The organism is Paenibacillus sp. 1781tsa1, from assembly GCF_024159265.1.
Classification (GTDB): domain Bacteria; phylum Bacillota; class Bacilli; order Paenibacillales; family Paenibacillaceae; genus Paenibacillus.
Map to the genome: position 1 here is coordinate 5041244 of NZ_JAMYWY010000001.1, position 18571 is coordinate 5059814.

Here is an 18571-nt window from a genome sequence, read left to right on the forward strand (position 1 = left end):
TATTCCTAATTATAGGGTTCGAATATGGACACTGCCAGTTATATATTGGAGTCTGACATACTTGGGAAGAGAGTTTTAGGAACTCAACGAAGTAAAATAACAAAAAAATAAGAGACCCCTCTAATGTTAGAGGAACCTCTTATCCTTGTACTTCTTATTTGAGCAGCGTAAGTAAATTATGAACCGTTTGGGCCGTTTCGGCACGAGTAGCACTATTTTGGGGTTTGAATTTCCCGTCACTAGAACCTTTCATTACACCAAGATCGGAAGCTTTAGCCACAGCTTCTTTTGCCCAAGATGCAATGTTTGCTTCATCCGTATAATCGGCAACCGCTGACTTGGTATCGTTTGATTGGGATTGATATTCGTATGCTCGCATCATGAGCACGGCCATTTCTTCACGTGATATGGTTTGGGTCGGAGCAAACTTATCATTCGTCATTCCCTGAACCAGACCTGCTTGATACGCCGCAGCCACGCTGTCTGCATACCAGGCATCCTTACTCACATCACCAAATGGCACATCGTTACCTTTCACCTCTAAACCAAGGGTTCTCACGATTAAAGCGGCGAATTCGGCACGAGTCGTTTCACCTTGGGGATCAAACGCAGTCTCTGTTTTGCCTGTCAGCATATGTTTCGCCGATAGAGACTTGATTGCTTCACTTGCCCAATGCGTTGGTGCCACGTCTTCGAAGGATTTATCGTAAGCAAACAGAGCATACGTGCCCAAATCAGACAATTGGGAAGTCACGGTACCCTTCTCTTCATCTACGATCCCACCTACGTAATCCCATTGATCCGCAGATAGATGTTCATGATACATTCCAATCAGATCACTGTTTAACTCTCTGCTGTAATGGAGTGTCAGGGTAACATCTTCAGGAAGTGAGGATAACGATAATTTCTCATTTGAAACCTGAAGGTAAAGTTCAACTTCGTAAGCGGCACTTGCGGTTGCCCACGTAAGACCTAGTTTCGTTTCTGGTGCTTTCACATCTTGTTTCATTATATCCAAAATGATCTTGCCACCAGCAGAACCAGGACCTCCTTTGGTTTGCAGTTCTTTCAATACGCTAGATGGAATAGTGAGTGATAGTACACCTTGCTGAGAAAGTGTGAGTGAGTTCGCACCCAGCAAATCCCCCGTATTGACAGGTAACTCGACTTTTTTACCGACCGTAATATCCACATTCGCTGTACCGTTAGTCGCATTTTTTAACTCTTTTTCTGTAATGACCTGATTTTGGCCTGAATCTGGTTCTGTGGTTGGCGCAGGTGTCGGGACAGGCGCAGGGGTCGCAGAAGATCCGCCGCCACTATTTCCCGAACCGCCACCATTATTCCCAGAACCACCACTGTTCATTTCCTGAATTTTATTGAGGAAGTAACCCAGGTCTTTGTCACCCATTTGCAAGACAGGCTCCTTGGTAGAATAGTTAGCGGTCATTCCAAAGTTATTCGTAATATAATTCACTTCCGCGTCTCCTACATAACCATCTTGGTCAATATCGGCGATCTCATCTGAAGTATGATAATGTTTCGTTACAAGTTCCATGTCATAGATATCGATGGCTCCATCCCCATTAATATCTCCTGCATACGTAAAATCAGACGAATTCAGTTGATTGATGCCATAATATTCGCCATTAATCGTTTTGCTCAGAACCACTGCCAGCTTGGAAGGTAAATGACCGGGAACTCGTGTGTAGATAGTCGTCATTTCTCCAGTAGCCGGAATTCCATCGATGAGGAACTCACCGTGTTTTTGCAAAGTCCCTTCGTATTTCTCTCCGGAAGCCGTCTCCGCATAAACTTGAATGCCCATTGCGGAATAGTCATTTGCAAAATCCAGATACTCTCCATCGACCATAAAAGCTTCGGGACGTAGATAACCATATGTTCTTGAAGATTTGGAAATCACTTCATAGCTGTCTGTGTTAAACGCGGCTAATGTCAATTTCTCTTCGTTCTCTTTCATGCCAACCGTAGTGTATTTCACTTCAAGAAATGGTACGTCGCTTTTCTTAAAATAGAATTCATCCTTCGGTACATCAAAGATAACTTGGAACAAATCAAGATCCCCTGTGATTCCTTCAAAGGATCCACCTGAGATGGATGCCTCAAAGCTGAGTTCTCTTGGGGTCACTACAGGATCACTGAATTTCACTTCAGCACCTGTGGCATCCAGTAATGCCTGCAGCTCAGGTGTTGGCTCAATCCGATCCAATTGTTTATAGTCATACATTGATTCCAGGGTAACCGAAATACGGTTCAACTTCTCTACATTGTTCAATTGAATGGTCTGGGTAATGGTATCTCCTTTACGCACTTGTTCTTTGTCATATTTACTAGTCGCATAAGGTTTGCCTTCGGAAATAAAGCCATAGCGGTGGTCCTTGACGGGATTGGCGGCTGTACCCACATCCATTCCAAAGAGTCGAAGTTCGTAACCATGATCATATTCTTCTTTGGTAATACCAAATGATATGTTTCCTTCTTTGGAAACAGGCAAATCACCGGAATAGAAGGGACTGCCATTCTCGTAGAAGATGACACGATTGGACGATTGATCATAAGCCGTAATTCCATTATCAACAAACGTTTGGATGGTTGAATCGATAGCTGTGCCATCATACCAGACGCCCTGTCCACCTTCCCTTTCCGTCAACATACTATCGTTGAGCTCATATACACCAGGCTCTATACCCAAATCAATCTCGGGGGCTGTATTGTCCACAACCACCAATGTTTCGTATGAATACTGCCGGGATTCAGAATCCGTCCCAATGATTTCAAGTGTGTAATTGCCCTCAGGGACAAATCGTGCAACGTTGGAGATCTCCCCATTTTCAATCGGAAATGCGTAACCTTTAAACAAATTCAGGATCATATATTCTATTCCCGGAAGCATGGACTGCGAATTCATTGTACCTACAAAGCCGATCTCCTCACCAGTTGCGCGATCCTTCAGCAACACATCCACAGAATCCATAGGACTGCCCAAAAGAATGGTACTCAGTGTCATCCGGTTCAGGAACTGATGAAATGGAGTATCGTTTGTGACGGATGGTGGAATTAGCTCCACCGAAGCAATGCCCTTTTCGCTAATACGGATAGAAAATGGGATCTGAATATGATCCCCCACATTTTCCGTATCCAGATATACATATCCTTCATATCGGCCGCTTGGCGTGCTCTGTGGTATATCCACTGTAACAGTCATCTCTTCCGTGCTTCCGCCATTTATAGTAATCGATTCCGGAAGATCTACATTTAGATTCATATCATTTAACAGCTTGATGGAAGTGTTATACGTTTTGACAAGGTCCCCTTTATTCTCTATTTTAACGGTCCGGCTGTCAGATACGATTCCCTGGCCGTCTTCTTCCAAATAGGCACTATCAAATACGATGGAACCTGTAATTTCATCAATAAGGATCGATTCGTCATTCGAGAAGTGAATGGTTTTATCCTGAACTTTGGCCAATACGGATGTGTGGACTGCCCGGTAAGGATCTACTCGGCCTGCGCCTACTTCATATACGGAATAATTCCCGTTCAGATCAACAGCCGTATTCATAAGAGCTGTCTTCACATCAAAAGGTGTATATTCTTCATGTGCCTGAAGCATAAGTGCAGCAATACCCGCCATATGCGGGGTTGCCATGGAAGTACCCGAAATCCGTGCATAGGCAATATTATAATTCTCACCCGTATGATCATTCACAAATACAGGATAGGTTGAAAAAACAGCTACGCCCGGGGCTACGATATCGGGTTTAATATCATCATTCACGGCGGCTGGACCTCGGGAACTGGAATCGGCCAGTTTATTTCCTTCCGTAACGGTTTGGCCTGCTGCGCCAAAGGTGACTGTCACGCCGTTCAACTCTTTTAGTTTTTCCCCAAGATCTCTCATCATCTGGAACGTGGGAATATACCCGTTCATTTCACCCAAATAATTGGGGATGGTTCCTTCAACATTATTATAAATGATTGCTGCTGCCGCCCCTGCTTTTCTTGCGTTGACGATCTTGGCATCGAGTGCAATATCTCCCCGAGCGATTAGGGCAACTTTGCCCTGTACATCAATACCTTCAAAATCAAAAGCATTACCAAGCCCTGCATAAACAAGTTCGTAGGTTTTGCCTTCAAGCACAGTCAAATCGTCAGTAAAATCTTTACCAAACAGAGGTAACGCCTCAGTATACGTTGCCGCAGGTGCTTCTTCCGTTGGCGCTTCTTCTTCTGCTGCTGGAACTTCTTCTAATGCAGGTGTTTCTTCTGCTGCTGGTGGAGCTTCTACATCTGTTGCTGGTGTCTCTTCTTCTGTTGCTGATGCTTCTTCATCTGCTACAGATGGTTCTTCTGCTGTTGGTGGAGCTGCCTCTTCCACTACAGGAGTTTCTTCCTCATCTAATGCCTCTTCTTCTACTTCAAGTGTTTCTTCTTGCTCCACTACAGATGTTTCTTCACCCTCAGAGGGTGCTTCTTCTTCCATTTCAGGTGTTTCCTCTGTTTCTCCCGCACCTGGATTGTTATACACATCCAGAGTCACAGTTGCCGTAGGAATAGTTAACGGAACATCTGAAGCACCAATCGTAATGGCCAGTGCGCTCGCTCCTGGTGTACCTAACGTACCTTCATTGGGTCCATCATTACCTGCCGCAACCATACTCACCACGCCTTGCAGCATCGCATTATTCAGCGCAATCGATGAAGGATCCAGCGGATCATTCGTGGCAGCTCCAAGAGATAGATTGATCACATCAAGTTCATCTTCAATGGCCTTGTCAATCCCGGCAATAATGCCACTCATCTCACCACTTCCACCAGGGCCAAGTACACGATACACATATAAATCTACATCTGGAGCAACACCTTTTACTGCATACCCCACGTCATTTTTGGCCTGCCCAGCGATGGTTCCCGATACGTGTGTTCCATGGGAAGTATAATAAGCTTCTGCTAATACACCTTGCTCCTTATAGCCCGAATTTTCCCAATCTTCATAGGTCGTCTCCATCGGGTCAGCATCGTTATCAACAAAGTCCCATCCTTTTACCGTAGCTGGGTCCACTTGTTTGGGATCTTCACCCGCATGAGCGCGATATCCTTTATACGCCCCTGTTAAATCCGGATGATTATAATCAATTCCGGTGTCCAGTACACCCACTTTGATTCCCTTACCCGTGATGCCCTCTTCATGAAGCTTGTCTATGCCGAGATATGGCACACTATCCGCCATTCGAGGTTGCATGCCAGATGTAGATGCAAATTCACTTGCTGTGTCTGTCTCTGGCAGATCAAGAGCGACTTCCTGGTCAGCCCATATTTTTTTCACAACTCCGGATTTCATCAGATCTTCTACGGCTACACCAGGGATCTTTAACGCAACACCATTTAGTGCGGTATCATACTCCTGAGTAATCTGAATTGAAGCAGCATTATAAGATAGCCCTCTCTTCTGCTGCAAAGACTTAATATGCTGTTTGAATTGCTGATGGTTTTGTTTCACTTTGCTTGTCGCCGTAAGCTCTGATAACTTCTCCTGGTTTAATGCAGCCCTTTTCAAGGCAACGGCAGCAGGTTCGCTTTTGAATTGCACGATCACGTTGACCAAATCGTTACTTTTGGTATTTACCTTGGGGTCGATCACTTCACCGTCCATGACTTGAAGCTGATTCAAAGCTTGTCTTTCTTCTGGTGTGAGGGACTGTAAAATGGACTTGGCGCTTTCACTCTGTTGTAGAGGACCATAAGAGGGTGCTGCGTAAACTGGTAAAGAGAACATGGAAGACAGCATGACTCCTGCTGCTACTAAACCGGATAACCATCGGGTTGATTTTCGTTTCATTTCATACCTCCTGCGATTTACGATCAGATTAGGCTTATCGTATTCCGCGGCGTAAGGGATGTAAATTGGGGTAATTAGTATGTTAATAGATTAAATTACGCTGTTACCCTTCGGAAGAATTTACATATAAATAGAACGAATTATCTAATTTCTTGAATTCATTTTCCGAATTTAAGATCCCATCCTTTTATTCAGTACTGGATTTGATAAACAAGTATCTTTAGACCTAAGATCACTTTCGAAAATGAAGCGTTTTTTCAAAAGAAAATACCTTTTTTTGTTATTTTTTATTAAATTCACTTTAAAACTTTTAGAAAAAAACGCAAAAAAGCTCACACCATGGTTCTAAATAGAACGAGATATGTGAGCTTTTTTAACGTCACGCTTGAATGATGTCATTGGTACATGATATGTTATCCATTCTATAGGATTCATTGTTTTGAAAATATAAAAGAAAACAAGCCGGTTCGCCCCATATAAGAGGGTAAGCACTGGCTTGTTTATGTTACACCTATTTAACGGCTATGCTCTCATTGATGCGTCTCTACTTTATGAACGTAGGTAATGAATGCTTACGCCGTCTCATGTTGCTTCTTCGACTCCACTTCATAGACCTGCGTATGTTCATTCTCGGCTAAAGACCATTCCACTGTACCTGGCTTGCGCACTTTCCACACCCAGGCTTGAACTCGCAACGAGCTTCTGACCCAGGCCAGGGAAGCACAGCGTTTCTCAGAACGAACCGTCAGCCCCCAATGAATAACACGAGCGAGCCAAGGATTCACATACTCATTATGTGAGCGAACAGATGGCAATTCATCCTGGAACAACCGCTGCTTCACGTCCATAGGGGGTTGCCCGCATGTCCAATAATGGAGCAGAGCCGCCAAACTATAGATGTCCGACATTGGTCCCTGACTGGATTTCTCCGAATAGAACTCCAGCGGAGAATAACCTGCCGATGTAAATATCACCTGTTTCTCTCCGGATTGCATAGGCCAACGGGTAGCTGAGCCGAAGTCCAGAAGCTTGGGTGTACCGTCCTCCATGACCATAATGTTGGAAGGTTTCACATCCCGGTGAAGAATGCCTTGCTTATGTATGTAATCCAATGTATCCACCAGTGGAAGCAGCGTCTCCGTTATGAAGGTAGCATCAAGCGCATGATTGTGTTCATTCAAATATTCGGTCAATGTGATACCCGTGCAATATTCCATAACCAGATACCCTGTATCATTCGCTTCAAAATGATCCAAATACGACACAATATGAGGATGATCCAGTTTCGATAACAATTCACCTTCGAGCAGAAATGCAGCCAGTAACTCCTGATATTGCCCACCGTATCCTCGTGAAGAGCAGAACACCTTACGCTTGTCTGCCTGACGTTCAGCCAGCCTCTGCGGGAAAAATTCCTTAATGGCTACCTTGGCCCCCGTGTTACGATCCCGCCCTGCATATACAATAGCCAACTCACTGCTGGCTAATACCTGTCTTACCTGATATGTATCATTTATAATCACATTGCGTTGCAATGCCATTTTGCAATTGTCTTTTCTCATAACAGACCTCTTTTCAACCTTGTCGATCGGAAGGACTTTCCGCGTAAATGCATCATTTGGTTCAACCAGTCAGCCATTCATCGCCAACTATATATATAAACCAAATGATGCAATTTGAAACACCTAACGCGAAATTTTTAAATATAAATGATATCAAGCCTTCTACGATCTACTGCTATTCCTTATCTACACTATTCTATAGAAGATAAAGATTCTCGTATATACAGTATCGACAAATGGTTGTAATTACTTTATTAAACTAGAGAAAAACATTTCTCATCCTTCTATTGCAGCTTTATTTAATAATTCTTCTGTAAAAAACGCCCGATTTCCTCGTTCATCTGCACCAATACGTCCTGTGAAGGAAAATGTCCTGTATCATATTTGATGGCTTGCACATTCGCAATAATCTTTTGAGCACGTTCAATGCACTTATCCGCAGGGAAAAAGACATCCTTCTCCCCCACCAATAACAGGGTTGGAGACGTATAGTTCACCAGTTCTTCCCGCTCTGCGAGTTTGGGCAGATCCTGATCGATACTGACATATTTGAAAAGTTTGCCGATAATGTTTTTATCCATTTCTTTCATGCAGTTGCACGACATGGTGTCCGTAATTTTTTGCAAAGAAGATGGTGAAGACGTCATACGATACTTGACGAGCGGCAGCGTGATATCCTGAGCTGTTTTAATTTTGGAGTTGACCGCAAGACCCGCAGGTGCAACCAATACGGCGCACGAGATGCGTTCCGGAATATAGGTAGCCAGTCTGAGAATGATACCCCCTCCAAACGATGGTCCGATAAATGCACTCTTTTCGATATCATAGTGATCCAGCAGATCCGATACCCATAATGCCAAACTATCAAACCGTGTCGAGATGCTGGCTTCTTCACTATAACCGGGATGACCAATCGTATCAGGAGCAATAATCCGGTATTCCTTAAATAAAGAAGAGAACCATGACAATGTCATCGGATTCACACAATTACCGCCCTGGAGAATAAATAACGGCTTGCCATCCAGAGGACCGGTCAGTAGAACATGCGTCTTTCCAAAACGTGTCTCTACATACTCCCGAGTAAATTCCTCACCCAACTCGTTCAAATAAATCTCATACTCTTCAAGTATGCTGCTCTTGCCTTCTTCACTTCTATAAATGGAACTCATGTCTGCCTCCTGCAATATATACTCAAAATAACTGATTCTAGCAAATGGACTTGCTAACCAATGGACCAAAAAGATAAAGAGGGCCTGCAGATGACAGGCTCCTCCATATGTTTAACTAATCATATTCAGATGATTATAGAGCGGAAACTGGAAATTGTAAATAACGATTCTAATAGACCAGAAATAAAGGAGGCATCCTTTGTATAAATACTTACTTCCGGCCGTAATCGGCCTTGATTTCGCCCCACTGCTTCGTCTGCCATTTCAATACTTTATTGCTGTACGTATTCGTCTGTAACCAGTGCTCCGCACGGTCAATCATCAGCCAGATCTCTTCCGTGGAGTTGTCTCTTGGTAACGTTGTGGCTACTTTTTTCTGCTTCAGCCATTTCATGGCATTGACCGAGTCGGTATATACCGTTTTGGTACTGCCTTCTTTTTTCAGATGGGCAAGGGCATGTACAATGGCCAGGAATTCGCCCAGATTGTTCGTGCCTTTGGAGATCGGTCCAACAGAGAAAATAATCTCACCGGTGCGGGTGTCTACCCCTTTGTATTCTACAGGTCCAGGGTTACCGCGTGTACCCACATCAACAGAGATACTGTCATAATCCACTTCTTCCGACGTTTCCATGCCTGCGCTTCTTCCACTCCCCGTGGACTTCTTCTTCGACGCTCCGCCGGCACTTGAACCCCAGTTCCCTTTCCATCCGGCACGATACGCTTCTTCTGCGGCCGTTTTCGATTCATACGATTTATATTTAGCTCCGGTATACTGATCCGTCTGCGCTTTGCATTCTGCCCATGTACCGTACACGCCTGGCTTCTTGCCTTCCCAGACAACATAGTATTTCTGTTTTGCCACGTTAACCAGCTCCTTTGTTTACTTCGTCAATACCCTATTGTAAACGATCGGGAGGGGTGAATGAAAGTTAAGTTGTTCGTCCAAGCTAAGCAATACGATACATGAACTGGTACAGAAAGGAATACAACCAATGGACTGGATATGGAAATCCATCTTGCTTGTACTGATTGGCATGATTCTGCTACGGATAGCCGGACGTAAATCCATCTCGCAAATGAGTGTAGCCACGACGGTCATTATTATCTCGATCGGAACAACGATCGTGCAGCCAATTGCGAATCATGAGTTAGGCAAAGCGATCGGGTCAGCGGCGGTATTTATCCTCATGCTTCTGATCGTTGAACAATTACAGTTGAAGTTTAATTGGTTTGAAACATTGATGAGCGGAAAATCCAAGGTTGTCGTGGAAGATGGGAAGTTGAATCTATCGAATTTGAAACATATGCGCTTTTCCGTGGACCAATTGGAGATGCAGTTGCGGGAAAAAGGAATTACAAGTATTACCGATCTGGAAACAGCCACGATGGAACCAAACGGGCAACTCGGTTATGTGCTCAAACGGCACGCACGTCCAGTAACCATAGGCGATTTGGAAGCACTCCTAAAGCAAGGTACGTGGCCCACGGAATCCAAAGGACTGTTCCAGGAGGTCATCCAAGATGGACACTCTCGTCCGCTGGACTCCACACTTGAATAACTATGGACTGTCCCTCGTGACAAAAGAAAAAGAAAAGGCTGTCTCAAAAGGAATTCCGCCTCGCTCCAATGGCTCACGAACCTCAGTAACTCTATTTCGGCATATAAAGGAATGGGAGCGAATAGCGTGTGTCAGGTTCATTAAAACAAAATAACACAGGAAAGAGGATGTCCCCCGTCATATTCATGACTTATGGGACATCCTCTTCCTTTTTCAGCTTATGTGTGAATTAATCGCCTCCCTCGTACCACAGCTCCAGTGGCAGACCGACAAGAGACTTGCCAATCCACTCTCTGGCGATGTTGTTGGACGGACCCATGGCGATGCCTGCACGCGCGTCACGGAAGAGACGTTCAAACACGCCTTTTTTATAACCATAACCTCCGGTAACATCCAGCGCTGCTTTGGTCGCTTTGTTCGCGACTTCCGCAGCATGAATTTTGAATTCAACCAGCGGCAGGAATAGCTCAACTTGCGGTATCCCCTGTGCCTGAAGTTCGTCCAGCTGCCGCGCAAGTGATAACTGCCAAGGCTTCAGGCTGGAGATTAGCACCTTCACTTCAGCCAACTGCTGGCGGATGATCTGGTAATCGGCTAAGCGCTTGTTAAAATCCCGATGAACCATGCCCTTCACATATTCAGATGCAGCCTCAAGCGCCGCCTCGGCAACTCCAAGCCAAGTTGAGCCCAGGCCGATCAGATATACGGGCGATACACCACTCTCCAGAATTTCGCGACCCTGCCCTTCGGTTCCGAGCTTATCCTGAGCTGCAATTCGGACACCTTCATATTTAATGGGTCCGCTGTGGTTACCACGAACGCCGAGCGCATCCCATACGCCGGAAGTAATGCCTTCCAGTTGTCCATCGACAAGGAAGAAGCTCACATCTGTCGGGGTTTGCGCGCCTGGCGTGCGAGTCTGGGTCACATAAAAATCAGCCTGTCCCGAGCTTGTCGTGAACGACTTTTCGGCATTCAAAATATAATCCTCGCCGTCTCGGGAAGCCTCGCTAAAATTAAACCACCAGTGACCTCCCGAAGCACGCTCACTTGTGGAATACGTACCTATAGCGCCATGACGTACCGGCTTCAGCCAGCGCTCCTTCTGATCCTCATCTCCGTAAAGAGCTATCGTCTGAACCGCTCCAACATGCATGACATACACCAGTGAAGTCGAAGGGCATCCCTTGGCAATTTCTTCTGCGGCAATCGCAAAGGCGACATGATCCAGTCCGCGTCCACCGAAGCGCTCGGGAATCAGCACCCCATTCCATCCAGCCTCAGCAAGGGCGGACAGATTCTCACGCGGGAAACGGCCCTCACGGTCGATCAGCTCAGCATGTGGTTTAATGACTTCGTCGACAATCCCCCGAATTTCAACTCTCAATTGCTCATAGTCTGGCTGGGTGTGAATGGTGTTTGCTTGAATACTCATTGCGTCATCTCTCCTCTGATTCGAATAGGGATACATCCCTCAATAACAGTGATACAGATATGCCAATCCATTCCGTGTATTGATGATCGATCGTTTGATCAGGTAGCCGCTACCCGGCTTAGCGCAGCCTCCTTCTCTCTAACCAGCGGGATTACCTTCTCACCGAAAGCCCGAATATCCTCATCGTAATGAAGAAAGCCAGTAAGAATGAGATTTACTCCAACCTTTTTCAACGCAATGATGCGGTCTGCCACCTGCTCCGGAGTACCAATCAAGCCGGTTTTGAACCCGTCATTATATTGCACCAGGTCGTCGAAATTGGAATTCGCCCACATGCCCTCCTGTTCAGGTGAAGCTTTGCCTGCAAATTGAACCTGACTGCGGAAGCCCTCCACGGCCTCGGGGTCAGCATGCAGAATAATCTGACGCAGTACTTCCAATGCTTCTTCTTCCGTATCCCTCACGATGACAAAAGCATTGACTCCGAATTGCAGCTTGCGGTTGTAGGACGTAGCCCGCCCGGTCACATCCTCAATCTGGGTACGGAAGCCTTCAATGTTATTCCCGTTCATGAAATACCAATCCGAGACTCGTGCAGCCATGTCGCGTGCAGCCGCCGAATTTCCTCCCTGGAACACAGGGGGGAGGGAAACCGGTTTGGGTTTGTGTGGGGCTTCACGAATACGATAAAAGTCTCCCTGGTGATTGGCTTTTTCTTGCGTCCACAGCTCCTTCAGCACACGGATAAATTCTTCCGAGCGGCGATAACGCTCATTATGATCCAGCCACGGTTCTCCAAATCCCTGAAACTCTCCCTTGAACCAGCCGCTGACAATATTTACGGCAGCTCGTCCCTTGCTGATATGATCAATCGTCGTGATCGCTTTCGCTACAGGACCGGGGTGCCATAATCCAGGCAATATGGCTGCGATCAGTTTCAAGCGGTCTGTAACCACAGCCAGTGCGGAGGCAAGAGCAATGGCTTCCAGTTGATTTTCAGCCCCATAGCTGGCCATAAATCTGGTTTGCAATAACGCATAATCAAAGCCAACATCTTCTGCGATCTTGGCATACCTCGCGTTATCCTCAAATGACCAGCCTGTTTTTTGCGGGATGTTGGAGATCACCAGCCCCCCACTTACATTAGGAACCCAATAAGCGAATTGCATGGACATATTGAACCACCTCTTCAATGGAATGATGTATAGGCAAGGGCCAAGGCCCTCTCTACCGGAGTGGAATGCAACAAAAAAGACACCTACAACCTATAAGTTTGAGGTGCCTTTAGTTCGTCTAATCGGCAAGAACGTATGATGTTTTCAATGGAGATATCGTAAAAAGCAGACAGCATCATTTGGAAGCCGCAGGCGCTTTTACCACATGATCAGGAATGTTATTATTGGCGATGATCTCGCCAAATGGGCTAATAAACGAGCGATCGCCGTTGTCGCCATATTGCGCATAATTGAGCTTCGGAAACAACAGCTCAGCAGTGCGATAGGCTTCTTCCAAATGCGGGTACCCTGACATAATGAAGGTCTCAATCCCCAGTGCCTCGTACTCCCTCATTCTCGCTGCAACCTGGTCAGGATCACCTACAAGCGCTGTCCCAGCACCGCCTCTGACCAGTCCAATGCCTGCCCACAGATTTGGGCTGATCTCCAGATTGGAACGATCCCCATTATGCAGTCTGGCCATTCGCTGTTGACCGATGGAATCCATGCGAGCATAGATCTTCTGGGCAGAAGCAATCGTCTCTTCATCCAGATGAGCGATCAGGTCATTCGCGGCCTGCCAGGCCTCCTCTGCGGTTGGACGAACGATCACATGAAGCCGGATGCCGAAGCGCAGACTTCTTCCCTTTTTGGCAGCAAGCTCTCGCATTCGGTTGATCTTAGCCTCTACCTGGTCAGGTGGCTCACCCCAAGTCAGGTATACGTCTACATGCTCGGCAGCCACCTCCATGGCAGCATCAGAGGAGCCTCCAAAATAAAGCGGAGGATAAGGCTTCTGAATGGTCGGATACAGAACCGATCCACCCTTGACCTTTAAATATTTGCCCTCAAAATCGACTTCTTCGCCCGCCAGCTCCTTGCGCCATATGGTTAGAAATTCATCCGTCAATGCGTAACGTTCATCGTGATTCAGGAACACCCCGTCTCCCTCAAGCTCGATCGGGTCCCCTCCGGCTACGACATTGATCAAAAGTCTTCCTTTGGAGAAGCGATCTAGTGTACTCGCCATTCGTGCCGCCGTGGTCGGAAGCATCAGGCCCGGACGTGCAGCGACCAGAAACTTCAGCTTGTCCGTTACCGACACCAGCGAGGAAGCAACGACCCAGGCGTCTTCACATGATTTTCCCGTAGGTAGCAGCGCCCCTGCAAAGCCAAGCTCATCTGCAGCTTGCGCAACCTGCTTGCAATAATGATAGGTCACTGCCCTGGCACCTTCTCGGGTGCCCAGAAATCTTCCATCCCCATGTGTCGGAATAAACCAAAACAATTCCATTTTTCTCTCTCCTCCTGCTCAAATGGTGGCGACTCTGCCCTTGCTGTTCTCCTGAATCAGCTTCCAGACAGGACCTGTTAACGACAATTTGTCATGTCGACTGTAGTGGGATGCAAGCCCTCGGATCGGATCACCTGCATAAAATTTTTCATATAACAGATGTCTTGCACCAAGCGGACTGCCGATGAGATCCCAAGCCAGCTTGAACAGCTCCACTTTTTTCTCTGCACTTACCGCAGCGCCTTCAAAATACAAATGCATAAATTCGGAAATCGGACCGTAGAAGTCCTCGATTCCAGAAGGGGTCTGAACAAAACCACCTGCGCCGACTTGTTGAAGTATCTCAACAGCCCGTGGATAATATTTGGTTCCCAAACTTCGCGCGGTCTCTACATACGTCAGATCAGGAACGAGCACGCCTGCCGCATCAGGCACGGCTTTGGCCTCCGCTGCAATGATCAGCGCCTTGATTACGTCAATCTGTGTCAGCAACTCCCCCAGTTTCTCCTGAATATGCAGAAATCCGGTTACGCCAATCGATTCAGCCACCGCAAACGCCACACCCGTGACAAATTCCAGCTTGGCTACAAAGCGCACGACATTTTGGTGGAAGGCCAGTCCATTGGCTGTACGGTTCCCGCGAAGCTTAAGTACCTTGTCAGAATCGCCGTAGAGAAGCACCCTTTCCCAAGGAATCAGGACATCATCGAAAAAAAGGACGGCATCCATCTCATCGTACCTTGCACTGAGCGGATGATTACGTTCTCTTCCATCAGCAAACGACTCCCTGCACACAATATGCAGTCCTGGTGAATTGGCGGGTACGATCAGGACATGCGCATGTTTCTGATGTCGGGTCTGAAATTGCAGGAACGAAAAGATCAGAAAGTCATGCGTATACGGTGCACCTGTAGCAATCATTTTGGCTCCCCTAACCACAATCCCTTCCGAAGTTTCCTTCACCACATGCAGAAATCGCTCTGCGATCCGCTGATCATCCAAACCGCTGGAACGATCAATCTGGGGATCAATAATGGCTGTCGTCAGAAAGAGGTCGCGGTCTCTCGCCTCGTAGTAATAGGTGCTGATTTTATCCGCAAATTGGGGGTCCAAATCGGATAATTCGTGCCGGGCAGCATACCATCCGGTGACCATGGAACGAGCGTAGTCGGATAACCGACTCATCATGCCATTGGTGCTGGAAGACCAGACTGCAAAGGACTGACTGCGTTTGTTCAATTCGGCTGCTGTATGCGGGATGAGAAATGAGCTGTGTGCATATCGCTCCTGTCCCTCGGGAACATAGCCCACTTGCTCCTGTTGAAGAGGATCATCGAGCATATTAAACAACTGCCTGATGGTGGATAGTGTGCCTTTAAAAGCCTCATGTTCGGAAATATTCTTCACCTGCTGCCCCTCCAACCAGACACGTCGCCCATCCTCCAGACTGGATATGAAAGTATCTCCCCTCAAAATGTCACCCCTTAGTTAAATTTTATTTTTCCGATTGATTTGCTATGTTTTATTGTTTATCATAGCTAATATCCATTGGATCGCAACAATCAATGATTCCAAATTTGACGGTTACCAAACACAAATGCTTGATCTGTCGGGCAACGCCAAAATAAACTACAATCCGGCTTGATTTGAAGGTGCCTGCATCTTAAGCACATTCCGATGGATGAATGAAATACGGATCCAGACGATGTTGCTTAACCAACAAAGAATCCTAATCTGTTGTTTTTGAGGTGATATGGAATGAAGGAAACTCGAGGTGTCGACCGAAGAATTTACAGAACCCGTGTCATGATCTCTGAAGCTTTTTTAAAAATGATGAAGAAACAGGATTACGTGGAAATCAGCATCGTGGACATTGCTGAACAAGCGAACATCAACCGTTCAACCTTCTACGCCCACTTTATAGACAAAGAGGATTTACTGGACAAGATGGTCAACGAGAAATTGGAGTTGCTGGAACATGTACTCAGTGAACGTTCCGCTGCCATGGATGTGGCCCTTTCTTTTACCGAGCCTGACCCGATCTTTGCGGTCCTGTTTGAGCACATCTTTGAGCATGATGAGTTCTACCGGGTCATGCTACTGATCAATCCTGTCGGCAACTTCAGTACCCGGCTGAACGAAGTGATTAAAGCTTATTTTTTTCAACGGATCACCCAACTCGGAATGGATCAGAAGGTTCAGGTACCGCTGGACATTTTACTCGATCATCTCAGCTTCTCCACCAGCGGAATTATTCATAAATGGCTTGAAAACAACAAAGTATACTCTCCCCATCATATGGCTTTGCAGCTTACCCGTCTTGCCCGACTAGGTGTCTACACGGCCATGGGCGCGCAGTCTCAGGATACACGCTCCCCTCACTCCTGACCTGTCTGTTCTGGAGCCAGGGCTAACTTGACCAACCTCCTCTGAGAAAGCTAAACGCAAAAAAACTGCCTTCAAGCTGAAAATCAGCTCGAAAGACAGTTCACTGGAACACTAGACATATCACCGTGTACTCAGGTAAGCAATACCCAAGCCACCCGTAACCGGATTCTTATAGATTTCACAGTCTACATCGAATACCTCACCAATCATCTCGCGAGTCAGAATATCAGCCGGTTTGCCATGAACCACAATCTGGCCCTTCTTCACCACATAGAGATAATCGCAATATTCTGCGGCGAGTTCGAGATCATGCAGCGCCGCCAATATGCCAATGCCGAGTCCACGGACAATATTTAGAATCTGAAGTTGGTATTTGATGTCCAGATGGTTCGTCGGCTCGTCCAGGATCAGGAATTGAGGTTGCTGTGCCAAGACACGCGCCAATACGACACGCTGTTTCTCTCCCCCAGACAAAGACACGTAATTGCGGTCTGCATGTCCAGTCAGATGTACTTTTTCTAAAGCCTGTTCCACAATTTCGTGGTCACGTTCATTATCCGTCTCCAGCATTTTTTTGTGTGGGGTCCGCCCCATCATGACCATCTCGCGCACCGTAAAATCAAAACTCAATTCATTAAACTGGCCGACAACGCCCATATGTCTGGATACAACCTTCGGGCTGGATTTGAGAATATCAGTATGATCCAGAAAAACCTTGCCTTGCTGCGGTTTGATCACTTTATAGATGCTCTTAAGCAGCGTTGACTTGCCACAGCCATTCGGTCCGATCAGTCCAACGAACTGTTTACCGTTCACCTGTAATGAAATATCCTTGATGATGTCCGTGTTCAGCACAGAGATGGATACATTTTCTACGTTCAGCTTCATGTTTAATTTCCTCCAAAACCGTAGCCTTTTTTGACCAGCATATACATAAACATGGGTGCACCAATCATGGCTGTAATAATACCGATTGGCAACTCCACGCTGGATATGAGGGATCTTGCGATCACATCCGTCCAAATCAGGAAAATAGCTCCAAACAGCACGGATATAGGCATCACTTTACGATGGTCGGAACCCACCAGACCTCTGACGATATGCGGAATAATGAGTCCCACGAAACCAATCATGCCACAACTCGCCACCATGACGCCTGTCACCAAAGCCGTTAACAGCATATACACCCTGCGGTACACACTCAGATTAATACCCAGTGTAACGGCTGCTTCATCCCCCAATAACATCGTATTGAGAACTCTGGACTGTAAAAGGAAAAATAGAATCGCCACCAGCACGACGATACCTACAAGTGGAAGCTTGTTCCATCCGGAAGACGCCAGACTGCCCATGGTCCAGAATGTCACCGTTTTGATACCTTCAGCATTGTTGGCAAAATAAATAATAAAGTTCGAAAAAGCGCTGCACAGCGCGTTAATCACCATTCCGGCAAGCACCAGCTTGACCGATGTCATTTTCCCCCGAATCCCTGCCAAAGTCAGGACCAGTAAGGACGCACCCATCGCTCCGGCAAAGGCCCAGAAAGCGACTCCGGTCTGACCAAGCCACCCAATCGCACCGAATCCAATGAGAATTGCAAAGGTTGCTCCAAGTGAAGCGCCTGAGGATATACCCAGTATGTAAGGATCAGCCAGCGGATTCTGCACAGCAGCCTGCATAACAGCACCACACAAGGCCAAACCTGCACCGATAAACATCGCCATCAGCACACGCGGGAAACGAATCTGCCAGATGATATCGGTAAAGGAACCTGCCTCAATGGGTGTTGTTCCCCACTGTAATCCCGTTAATTTGTACAAAAGAATACGATATGACTCCGCCAGCGGAATACGAACCTGTCCAATGGAAACCGCGATCCCTACAGAAATAAGCGTAATCATGATTAAAACTGCAATCAGTAAAACAAACCCGGATTTACTATGAATCAGAGACTCTCTTTTCCCCATACGCTGCGTCTGAAGCTTAACCGTCTGTGCCATCTCTTCCCCCATCAATTCATGTAAAATGTAGAACATATCAAATTTAGCTATTTACAAAGCATTTTCTCGGATTATAATTGAGAATGA

At 46.5% G+C, this 18571-nt stretch carries 12 protein-coding genes; 2 read left to right on the top strand and 10 right to left on the bottom strand.

All coding sequences use genetic code 11. The features are described 5' to 3' along the window. Window positions 1–154: 154 nt before the first annotated feature. The 4 genes from NKT06_RS22755 to rnhA all read right to left on the bottom strand — a co-directional run bounded on the left by NKT06_RS22755 (window position 155) and on the right by rnhA (window position 9456). Window positions 155–5860 carry a S8 family serine peptidase gene (locus NKT06_RS22755; RefSeq protein ID WP_253439513.1) on the bottom strand — a complete coding sequence of 1902 codons (5706 nt, stop codon included), beginning with the start codon at window positions 5858–5860 and terminating at the stop codon, window positions 155–157. Between the two features lie 572 nt (window positions 5861–6432). Next, on the bottom strand, window positions 6433–7422 hold the full coding sequence (locus NKT06_RS22760; protein ID WP_253439515.1) for a serine/threonine protein kinase: 990 nt from the start codon (window positions 7420–7422) through the stop codon (window positions 6433–6435). 299 nt (window positions 7423–7721) lie between these two features. Further along, entirely contained in the window at window positions 7722–8591 is an 870-nt protein-coding gene (locus tag NKT06_RS22765) for an alpha/beta fold hydrolase (RefSeq protein ID WP_253439517.1), read from the bottom strand. A 211-nt stretch (window positions 8592–8802) separates the two neighbouring features. Beyond that, on the bottom strand, window positions 8803–9456 hold the full coding sequence (gene rnhA, locus NKT06_RS22770) for a ribonuclease H (RefSeq protein WP_253439519.1): 654 nt from the start codon (window positions 9454–9456) through the stop codon (window positions 8803–8805). Between the two features lie 130 nt (window positions 9457–9586). Between rnhA and NKT06_RS22775 the strand changes: the two genes are divergently transcribed. Beyond that, entirely contained in the window at window positions 9587–10153 is a 567-nt protein-coding gene (locus NKT06_RS22775; RefSeq protein WP_253439521.1) for a DUF421 domain-containing protein, read from the top strand. 229 nt (window positions 10154–10382) lie between these two features. On the opposite strand, the gene NKT06_RS22780 is transcribed toward NKT06_RS22775, so the two are convergent. The 4 genes from NKT06_RS22780 to NKT06_RS22795 form a co-directional block, all read right to left on the bottom strand. Then, window positions 10383–11588, bottom strand: coding sequence for an acyl-CoA dehydrogenase family protein (locus NKT06_RS22780; RefSeq protein WP_253439523.1), 1206 nt, complete (start codon window positions 11586–11588; stop codon window positions 10383–10385). A 98-nt stretch (window positions 11589–11686) separates the two neighbouring features. Then, window positions 11687–12763 (bottom strand): dimethylsulfone monooxygenase SfnG, encoded by a 1077-nt coding sequence (gene sfnG, locus NKT06_RS22785; protein ID WP_253439525.1) that lies wholly within the window; start codon window positions 12761–12763, stop codon window positions 11687–11689. A gap of 175 nt (window positions 12764–12938) precedes the next feature. Next, window positions 12939–14096, bottom strand: coding sequence for an FMNH2-dependent alkanesulfonate monooxygenase (ssuD, locus tag NKT06_RS22790; protein ID WP_253439527.1), 1158 nt, complete (start codon window positions 14094–14096; stop codon window positions 12939–12941). Window positions 14097–14114: 18 nt separating this feature from the next. Next, on the bottom strand, window positions 14115–15569 hold the full coding sequence (locus NKT06_RS22795; RefSeq protein WP_253439529.1) for a 4-hydroxyphenylacetate 3-hydroxylase family protein: 1455 nt from the start codon (window positions 15567–15569) through the stop codon (window positions 14115–14117). Window positions 15570–15854: 285 nt separating this feature from the next. Here NKT06_RS22795 and NKT06_RS22800 point away from each other — a divergent pair, with 285 nt between their 5' ends. Beyond that, window positions 15855–16484: a TetR/AcrR family transcriptional regulator gene (locus NKT06_RS22800; protein ID WP_253439531.1), complete on the top strand. Its 630-nt coding sequence runs from the start codon at window positions 15855–15857 to the stop codon at window positions 16482–16484. Window positions 16485–16604: 120 nt separating this feature from the next. On the opposite strand, the gene NKT06_RS22805 is transcribed toward NKT06_RS22800, so the two are convergent. Then, window positions 16605–17372: an ABC transporter ATP-binding protein gene (locus NKT06_RS22805; RefSeq protein WP_150364421.1), complete on the bottom strand. Its 768-nt coding sequence runs from the start codon at window positions 17370–17372 to the stop codon at window positions 16605–16607. Between the two features lie 2 nt (window positions 17373–17374). Continuing rightward, window positions 17375–18451 carry a FecCD family ABC transporter permease gene (locus tag NKT06_RS22810; RefSeq protein WP_253442720.1) on the bottom strand — a complete coding sequence of 359 codons (1077 nt, stop codon included), beginning with the start codon at window positions 18449–18451 and terminating at the stop codon, window positions 17375–17377. Window positions 18452–18571 lie beyond the last annotated feature (120 nt).

Coding starts and splice junctions, on each gene's coding strand:
- NKT06_RS22755 (WP_253439513.1), bottom strand. CDS start 5,860: ATGAAACGAAAATCAACCCGATGGTTATCCGGTTTAGTAGCAGCAGGA.
- NKT06_RS22760 (WP_253439515.1), bottom strand. CDS start 7,422: ATGAGAAAAGACAATTGCAAAATGGCATTGCAACGCAATGTGATTATA.
- NKT06_RS22765 (WP_253439517.1), bottom strand. CDS start 8,591: ATGAGTTCCATTTATAGAAGTGAAGAAGGCAAGAGCAGCATACTTGAA.
- NKT06_RS22775 (WP_253439521.1), top strand. CDS start 9,587: ATGGACTGGATATGGAAATCCATCTTGCTTGTACTGATTGGCATGATT.
- NKT06_RS22780 (WP_253439523.1), bottom strand. CDS start 11,588: ATGAGTATTCAAGCAAACACCATTCACACCCAGCCAGACTATGAGCAA.
- sfnG (WP_253439525.1), bottom strand. CDS start 12,763: ATGTCCATGCAATTCGCTTATTGGGTTCCTAATGTAAGTGGGGGGCTG.
- ssuD (WP_253439527.1), bottom strand. CDS start 14,096: ATGGAATTGTTTTGGTTTATTCCGACACATGGGGATGGAAGATTTCTG.
- NKT06_RS22800 (WP_253439531.1), top strand. CDS start 15,855: ATGAAGGAAACTCGAGGTGTCGACCGAAGAATTTACAGAACCCGTGTC.
- NKT06_RS22805 (WP_150364421.1), bottom strand. CDS start 17,372: ATGAAGCTGAACGTAGAAAATGTATCCATCTCTGTGCTGAACACGGAC.
- NKT06_RS22810 (WP_253442720.1), bottom strand. CDS start 18,451: ATGGGGAAAAGAGAGTCTCTGATTCATAGTAAATCCGGGTTTGTTTTA.